Source organism: Nocardia altamirensis NBRC 108246, from assembly GCF_001612685.1.
Lineage (GTDB): Bacteria > Actinomycetota > Actinomycetes > Mycobacteriales > Mycobacteriaceae > Nocardia > Nocardia altamirensis.
This window is the reverse complement of record NZ_BDAY01000053.1, coordinates 80,703-88,722: the sequence shown is the minus strand read 5'-3', so window position 1 is coordinate 88,722 and position 8,020 is coordinate 80,703. Positions and strand designations below refer to the sequence as shown.

Annotated in this window: 8 protein-coding genes; all 8 read left to right on the top strand. The window is 68.9% G+C overall.

Annotated features, from left to right (window positions below):
* On the top strand, nucleotides 1–190 hold a 190-nt coding region (locus NA11_RS27075), incomplete at its 5' end, for a hypothetical protein (RefSeq protein WP_141717861.1).
* Nucleotides 191–381: 191 nt separating this feature from the next.
* Nucleotides 382–1,746 (top strand): hypothetical protein, encoded by a 1,365-nt coding sequence (locus NA11_RS27070; RefSeq protein WP_069164821.1) that lies wholly within the window; start codon nucleotides 382–384, stop codon nucleotides 1,744–1,746.
* Nucleotides 1,747–1,856: 110 nt separating this feature from the next.
* Nucleotides 1,857–4,823, top strand: coding sequence for a Na+/H+ antiporter subunit A (locus NA11_RS27065; protein ID WP_069164820.1), 2,967 nt, complete (start codon nucleotides 1,857–1,859; stop codon nucleotides 4,821–4,823).
* Nucleotides 4,820–5,203: a Na(+)/H(+) antiporter subunit C gene (locus NA11_RS27060; RefSeq protein ID WP_069164819.1), complete on the top strand. Its 384-nt coding sequence runs from the start codon at nucleotides 4,820–4,822 to the stop codon at nucleotides 5,201–5,203. The genes NA11_RS27065 and NA11_RS27060 overlap by 4 nt, the downstream gene beginning before the upstream one ends.
* A complete protein-coding gene (locus tag NA11_RS27055) occupies nucleotides 5,200–6,891 on the top strand; it encodes a Na+/H+ antiporter subunit D (RefSeq protein WP_084655102.1) in 1,692 nt (563 codons plus the stop codon). The genes NA11_RS27060 and NA11_RS27055 overlap by 4 nt, the downstream gene beginning before the upstream one ends.
* Nucleotides 6,888–7,430, top strand: coding sequence for a Na+/H+ antiporter subunit E (locus tag NA11_RS27050; RefSeq protein WP_069164837.1), 543 nt, complete (start codon nucleotides 6,888–6,890; stop codon nucleotides 7,428–7,430). Before NA11_RS27055 ends, NA11_RS27050 begins: the two co-directional genes overlap by 4 nt.
* A complete protein-coding gene (locus NA11_RS27045) occupies nucleotides 7,427–7,687 on the top strand; it encodes a monovalent cation/H+ antiporter complex subunit F (protein ID WP_069164818.1) in 261 nt (86 codons plus the stop codon). The genes NA11_RS27050 and NA11_RS27045 overlap by 4 nt, the downstream gene beginning before the upstream one ends.
* Nucleotides 7,684–8,019, top strand: coding sequence for a monovalent cation/H(+) antiporter subunit G (gene mnhG / locus NA11_RS27040; RefSeq protein ID WP_069164817.1), 336 nt, complete (start codon nucleotides 7,684–7,686; stop codon nucleotides 8,017–8,019). Before NA11_RS27045 ends, mnhG begins: the two co-directional genes overlap by 4 nt.
* Nucleotide 8,020: the final 1 nt, after the last annotated feature.

Sequence of the window (8,020 nt, the reverse complement as noted above, 5' to 3'; positions counted from 1 at the left end):
GGCGGTGCTGCGCGAGGCGGCGCTGGCGGCGATGCGCCGCGATGTCGACGCCGCGGACGTCACCGCGGCCGATGTGGCGGCGGCCCGTTCGGTGGTGCGGCCCTCGTTGGACCCGCTGCAGGTCGAGTCGCTGCGCCGGTACGCCGAGACGCGGGGGCAACCCGCGGGCGGGGAAGGCCGCTACCTCTAGCTGCCGAGAGGTTGGCTAACACCTGATTAACGGCCAATTACTGGCACTTCTCTCGCGTCGACATCAACTGGCGAAGTGATGGCAATCACAGGCTCGCCGGTCGGACGCGGGTATGTTCGGCCTGTGCGGCGTATAGGCGTTCCCCCACCAACGCTTCGGCCCTCGCCAACGCTTCGACGGAGCGCGGCCCGATGACGGACCCGCTGGATCCGCCGACCCCGCAGGCCGCGCCTGCTGCCGTCCCGCTGCGGCTGCGCCCACTCGGCGACGCGTTCGACGCGGTCACCGCCTTCTTCGCGGCCGTGGTCGCGGCGGTGACGATGTTCCTGCCGATCTCCTTCGTCACGGAGCGCGACAGCTCGCCCTATCTGTTGTCCAGCCTGACCAACAGCGTGCCGCGCGGCGCGGCCATCGGCGTCATCATCGCGACCGCGGTCGCGGTGCTGGCCTGCACGGCGGCCAGGCCTGCGACGGCCTGGCTTGCCGCACTGCTCGGCATGTTCGTGCAGCTCATCAATCACATTGTCGGACACAATGCTTCGTCCGCCGACATGCTGACCACGCAGAATTACGTCGACGCGGTGTGCGCGGGCGTCGTGCTCGGCGCACTGGGCGCGGCGGTCCTGCGCAGGCCGTTGCCCGCCATGGGCTTCGCCCTCGGCGGTGTCGGCTTCTTCCTGTTCAGCGACCTCGCCGAACTGCTCGACATCGACGACGACCCGTTCGCGGTGCTGGAGACGCCGCCGCGCTGGCTGATCGCGGTGGCGTTGGCGCTGCTGCTCCTGAGCACCCTGCGCAATTGGTCGCGGGCAGGCAAGCCGGAGACGGCCAAGATGTCGATCGAACTGCCGGTGGCGCCGATCCTCGCGGCGATGGTGCTCGCGCTGGTGATCCTCGCGGTCACCGAATGGCTGAACCGGCAGTACATCACCGCGCCCGCCATCGACCACGCCGTCGACATCGGGATCACCGCAGCGACCACGGTGTTCGCCGCGACCGCCGCCGCGATGCTGCTCCCGAAACGCGACGGGGTCGGCGTCTATCTGGCGATCAGCCTGACCGCGACCGCCGATGCCTTCGGCTACGCGCAGCGTCCCGGCTGGAGCATCTGGCTGTTGGTCGCGCTCGCCGCGATCGGCCTGCTCGCAGGCGTCCGCCGACCGTCGACAACGCTCGCCGTGCTGCTCATGATCGTCATCGCCGTCTTCGCCATCAACACGACCGCGGACGCGAACTGGGTCGTGTTCTCCATCGGCAGCGCGATTCTCGCGCTCACTGCGGGATACTGCTGCGGCACGGCCTGGCCTGCCTACCCGCCGAGCGCCGTGCTCGCGATCGCCGCGCTGTACCTGCCGTCGGTCGTCGGCGCGCTGCCGGACAACACCAAGAGCTGGCATGTCGAGGAGGGCCTCGCGCACAACTCGACACCGGGCCGGGCCGCGCTCGCGATCGTCCTCGGCAGCGCGGTCGGCCTCGTCGTGCTGTATCGCCTCCGGCCGCGCGGCAAGCCGAATCGGACAGGACCGACCGCCGACGAAGCGTTAGCGGATATATAGCTTCACCGGCACGGGGTGGCCGACGCCATGGCCGACGGGACGCGGAAGTCCCAGGCACAACGTAGGATTATCCCGGACCACCCCGCCGCCCCTACCCGACGGAGTGTAGTTTGCTCGCCATCCTGCTCGCCCTCGCCGCAGCCGCGCTGGTCGCACCGCTGTGGGTAAAGGCGCTGGGGCGCAACGCTTTCTACGTGCTGGCACTGGTCCCACTCGCCGGTCTCGGTTGGGTGTGCGCGAATTGGGGTAGCACACAGCGAGTTCGGCTGGCCTGGGCGCCGAGCATCGAGATGAACATCGACCTGCGGTTCGATTCACTCGCCGCGGTCATGAGCGCGCTCGTCCTCGGCGTCGGCGCGCTGATCCTGGCCTACTGCGCCCGCTACTTCGAGGACGACGAGCCCCGCCTCGGGGTGTTCGCCGCCGAGATGGTCGGCTTCGCCTGCGCCATGTTCGGCTTGGTCACCAGCGACAACATGCTGCTGCTCTTCGTCTTCTGGGAAGTGACGACGGTGCTGTCGTTCCTGCTCGTCGGCCATCACGCCGAGCAGGCCGCCAGTCGCCGCGCCGCCATCCAGGCCCTGTTGGTGACCGCGGCAGGCGGATTGGCGATGCTGGTCGGCTTGATCATCCTCGGCGAGGCGAACGGCAGTTACCTGCTCTCCGACCTGCTGGCCCGCGCGCAACCGCCGCACGGGCTCGCGGTGAACGTCGCGGTGGTGTTGATCCTGATCGGCGCGCTCAGCAAGTCCGCCGTGGTCCCGCTGCATTTCTGGCTGCCTGGCGCGATGGCGGCGCCGACGCCCGTCAGTGCCTACCTGCACGCGGCGGCCATGGTGAAGGCGGGCGTGTATCTGGTGGCGCGGCTGGCGCCGGTCTTCGCGGACAACCCGGTGTGGCATCCGCTCGTGCTCACCCTCGGGGTGGCGTCCATGCTGCTCGCCGGGTTGCGGGCGATGGAGGTCACCGACCTGAAGCTGGTGCTTGCCTTCGGCACGGTGAGCCAGCTCGGGTTCCTGGTCGTGCTGGTCGGCCTCGGCACCCCGGACGCGGCGCTGGCCGGTGTCGCGTTGATCATCGCGCACGCGTTGTTCAAGGCCTGCCTGTTCATGGTCGTCGGGATCATCGATCACAGTGCGGGCACCAGGGACCTGCGGCGACTGTCCGGGCTCGGCCGCCGCGCTCCGGTGCTGTGTGGCACGGCGGTGCTCGCCGCGCTGAGCATGGCGGGGATCCCGCCGCTGGTCGGATTCGTCGGCAAGGAAAGCGCTTTGGGCGCGATCCTGGACACCGAGACGATCGCCGGGCCCGTGCGCGTTGCGCTGGCGGCCGGCGTGGTGCTCGGGTCGATGCTCACGGTTGGCTACAGCGCGCGCTTCCTGTGGGGCGCGTTCTCCGACAAGACCCTGCACCCGTCGGAGCAGGGTGCGCACCGGGCAAGTCCGGCCGAGGGCCACCCGGCGTGGTTCGAGCACGGCACCGAAAAGCACGGGCCCCCAGCACATGCCGCCAAACACGGTGAGGAGGCGCGCGCCGAGCACGCCCGGCCCGCCCGCGCGACGACGGTATGGCACGCGCCGAGCGCATTGTTCATCGCGCCACCCGCAGTCCTCGCGGCCGCCGGTTTTCTCGCGGGACCGGCCGCACCGTGGCTGGACCACCTGCTCAGCCCGTACGCGGAAACTTTGCCCGCGGAACTGCTTTCGCACCTGGCGCTCTGGCACGGGCTGACCGTTCCGCTCGCGTTGACGGTCGTGATCATCGCGGGCGGCCTCGGCCTGTTCCAGCTGCGCGATCGGCTGCGGGATCCGGAGCGACCGCGGCTCGGTAACGCCGACCGCGCCTACGACGCCACCCTGCACGCCATGGACCGGCTTTCGCTGCGGATGACCGGCGCCGTGCAGCGCGGCTCGCTGCCGCTGAGCCAGGCGACGATCCTCGGCACGCTGATCATCCTGCCGTCGGCGCTGCTCGCCGTCGGCACCCGTACCGGAGTCGAACTGCGCCTGTGGGATTCGCCGCTGCAGGCGGTGATCGGCGGAATCATGATCGCGATGGCACTCGGCGCGACGGTGCTGCGCAACCGGCTCGCCGCGGTGCTCGTCGTCGGCGTCACCGGATACGGCTGCGGCGTGATCTTCGCGCTGCACGGCGCACCGGACCTGGCCCTGACCCAATTCCTGGTCGAGACACTGACTTTGGTGATCTTCGTGCTGGTGCTGCGCGCCTTTCCCGCGGAGATCGAGGAGAGCAGGGCAACCGCATTCAAGGCGCGCAGGGCACTGCTGGCCGCACTGGTCGGCACCGCGGTCACCGTGTTCGGCGCGTTCGCGACGGCGGCACGCACCGCCGAGCCGATCTGGTACCGAATCCCCGACGCCGCTTACCAATTCGGCGGCGGCAAGAACGCCGTCAACGTGCTGCTCGTCGATATCCGCGCCTGGGACACCCTCGGTGAGATCTCGGTGCTCGTTGTCGCCGCGACCGGTGTCGCCTCGCTGGTGTTCCGCAGCCGCCGCTTCGGCAGCGCGCCGCGCGCCGCGGATTCGCCGAACTACGACCCGGATCTGGTGAGCTGGTTGCCCGCAGGGCGGCTGGTCGATCGCGCGGACCGCTCGATGGTCCTGCAGATCACCACCCGGCTGGTCTTCCCCACCATCATGGTGCTTTCGGTGTACTTCTTCTTCTCCGGCCACAACGCGCCGGGCGGCGGCTTCGCGGGCGGGCTCACCGCGGGGCTCGCACTGACGCTGCGCTATCTTGCGGGCGGGCGGTACGAACTCGGCGAGGCACTACCCGTCGACGCGGGCCACCTGCTCGGGGCCGGGTTGACCATGGCCGCCGGAACCGCCGTCAGCTCACTGTTTTTCGGCGCACCGCCGCTGTCCTCGGCGATCTTCGAGGTGACGCTGCCCGTGCTCGGCCACGTCAAGCTGGTGACGGCGTTGTTCTTCGACCTAGGTGTCTATCTGATTGTCGTCGGCCTGGTGCTCGACGTGCTCCGCAGCCTCGGGGCTCGCCTGGACAGCGAGCTCGCCACCGTAACCCGTTCCGCGAAAGGAGATTCCGCGCCATGACCGGCAATCTCACGCTGCTGATCGTGATCGGCATCCTGGTCGCCTGCGGGGTGTATCTGATCCTCGAGCGCGCGGTGTCGAAGATGCTGCTCGGCCTGATCCTGTTCGGCAACGCGGTGAACCTGCTGATCATCACGCTCGCAGGCCCGGACGGGCGGGCGCCGATCCAGGGCCAGACCGACACCACCCATCGCGACACCGCCGACCCGCTCGCCCAGGCGATGGTGCTCACCGCGATCGTGATCACCATGGGCCTCGCGGCTTTCGTGCTCGCCCTCGCCTACCGCTCCTACACGCTCACCACCACCGACGACGTCGAGAACGACCAGGACGACGTCGATATCGCCCGGCGGCGCGAGCGAGAGGATCCGGAAGATTGATCGTCTCCCCCGAGCTGCTTCCGATCCTCACGCCGCTGCCCGTGCTGGTGCCGCTGCTCGCCGCCGCGGGCACGCTGGTCTTCGGCCGCAGGCCGCGGACCCAGCGGATCATCATGCTCGGCGCACTCGGCGCCGTCGTCGTCATCTGCGCGCTGCTGCTGTACCTGGCCGACCGGCACGGCACCACCGCGCTGCAGGTCGGCAACTGGGAGACCCCGATCGGCATCACGCTGGTGGTGGATCGGCTGTCCGCAGGCATGCTGCTCGTCTCGTCCATCGTGCTGCTCGCCGTCGCGATCTACGGTGCGGGACAGAACATTCGAGACGGTGACGAGCGCCAGCCGACGTCGATCTACCGGCCCACCTACCTGGTGCTGACCGGCGGTGTCGCTGCCGCGTTCCTCGCCGGTGATCTGTTCAACCTGTTCGTCGGGTTCGAGATCCTGCTCGCCGCCTCGTTCGTGCTGCTCACCGTCGGCGGCACCGAGGCACGGATCCGGGCGGGCGTGTCGTATGTGATGGTCTCGATGGTGGCGTCGCTGATCTTCCTGACCGGCATCGGGCTCACCTACGCGGCCACCGGCACGCTGAATCTGGCGCAGTTGGCGCAGCGGATCGGCGCGGTGCCGGAGGGGACGCGCACGGCCGTCTACGCGGTGCTGCTCGTCGCCTTCGGCATCAAGGCCGCAGTGTTCCCGCTGTCGAACTGGCTGCCCGATTCGTACCCGACCGCGCCTGCACCGGTCACCGCCGTGTTCGCCGGCCTGCTCACCAAAGTCGGTGTGTACGCGATCATCCGGACGCACTCGCTGCTGTTTCCCGGCGGCGAGTTCAACTCGATTCTGCTGGTCTGCGGGTTGCTGACCATGCTGGTCGGCATCTTCGGCGCGATCGCGCAGAGTGATATCCGACGGTTGCTGTCGTTCACCCTGGTCAGCCACATCGGGTACATGGTGTTCGGCGTCGGGCTGGCCAGCACCGAGGGCCTCTCCGGCGCGGTTTTCTATGTGGCGCACCACATTCTGGTGCAGACGACGTTGTTCCTGGTGGTCGGGCTGATCGAGCGGCAGGCGGGGTCGACCTCGTTGCGCAGGCTCGGCGGGTTGGCGACGGCGAGCCCGCTACTCGCCGTGCTCTTCCTCGTTCCCGCACTGAATCTCGCAGGCATACCCCCGTTCTCGGGGTTCATCGGCAAAGTCGCGCTGCTGCAGGCCAGCGTGGGCGACGGCAGCGTGCTGGCCTGGATCCTGGTCGCCGGGTCGGTGCTCACCAGCCTGCTGACGCTGTACGCCATGGCGCGAGTGTGGAGCAAGGCGTTCTGGCGGCCGCGGGCCGAGGCCCCGGAGGGACACCTCACCGCCGCGAGAACGCCGTCGCTGGTGGAGGATTCGACGGACGTGCACTACGACGACCGTCCGAATCCAGGGCGGATGCCGCTGATGATGGTCGGCTCGACGATCGGGCTGGTAGTGGTCGGCCTCGCCCTCACGGTGTTGGCAGGCCCGATCCTGCGCATCGCCGACCGGTCGGCCGCGGACCTGCGCGACCCCGCCGTGTACATCACCGCGGTCCTCCAGCCCGCCGACGCCGCCCCTGGCGGAGCCGCGATAGGCAGGCCGGGCGCTGGCACGGATCCGCACACCGAATGCCGGGTGGCAGGCACGACGGGAGACAAGCCATGCGAATAAGCCGCGACAATGTGGTGCGCATCGGCGTGCTCGGCTGGTTGACCGTCGTCTGGACCGCGCTGTGGGGCGATCTCGGCGCGGCAACCATCCTGGCCGGGCTCGCGGTCGGTGCGCTGATCATGATGGCGTTGCCGCTGCCACGGGTGCCGGTCAGCGGCAGGCTGCATCCGCTGTCCATGCTCGAATTGATCGTTGTCGCTTCGTATTACGCGATCGAATCCAGTGTGCAGGTGGCCTGGTTCGCGATCAGGCCCGCGCCACCGCCGGTCTCCGGGGTGCTGCGCGTCTATCTGAGCACCAAGTCCGATCTGGTGCTCGTGCTCTGCACCGACCTGCTCAACCTGATTCCGGGCACCATGGTGCTCGAGATCGATCGGCGGCGGTGCATCGTCTACGTGCACGTGCTCGACGTGAGCAGCGATGCGGCGGTGGACAAGTTCTACCGGACAACGCGCCGCCTGGAGAAGCTGCTCATCTCGTCGTTCGAACGCCACTCCGAATGGCGTTCCAGCTCAACACCTCCGGAGGTGTATCCATGACCGTTGTCGTCATCGTGGCGGGGATACTGCTGACCGCTGCCGCCCTCATCACCAGCTACCGCATCCTGGCTGGACCGAGCACGCTGGACCGGGTGGTCGGCATCGACTCGCTGATGGCGATCGCCGCCTCCGGGCTGGCCGTCTGGGCCTCCTACAGCGAGGACACCACCCTGCTCCCCGCCATCATCGCGCTGGCACTGGTCGGCTTCCTCGGCTCGGCCGCCGTCACCCGCTTCCGTGTGAGCGACGACCGATGAACCCGTGGCCGTGGATCTCCGGCACCCTGATGCTCTTCGGCGCGACCCTCGCCCTGACCGCCGCCATCGCCATCGTCCGCTTCCCCGACACCCTCACCCGGATGCACGCCGCCACCAAACCCCAAGTGGTCGGCCTCATCCTGGTCCTGCAGGGCGCCGCCATCGAACTCTTCGGCCACGGCAACGTCTGGGCCCTTGTCCTCGTCGGAGTCTTCACCCTGCTGACCGCCCCGGTCGTCGCCCACCTCATCGGCCGCACCGCCTACCGCGAACAACGTCACCGCGACGGCCTCCTCACCGTCAACGAACTAGGCGACAACGTCGACGACTGAA

Bases quoted from the DNA above. Each gene is read 5' to 3' on its own strand.
- mnhG (WP_069164817.1), top strand. From the start codon at position 7,684: ATGAACCCGTGGCCGTGGATCTCCGGCACCCTGATGCTCTTCGGCGCG.
- NA11_RS27070 (WP_069164821.1), top strand. From the start codon at position 382: ATGACGGACCCGCTGGATCCGCCGACCCCGCAGGCCGCGCCTGCTGCC.
- NA11_RS27045 (WP_069164818.1), top strand. From the start codon at position 7,427: ATGACCGTTGTCGTCATCGTGGCGGGGATACTGCTGACCGCTGCCGCC.
- NA11_RS27060 (WP_069164819.1), top strand. From the start codon at position 4,820: ATGACCGGCAATCTCACGCTGCTGATCGTGATCGGCATCCTGGTCGCC.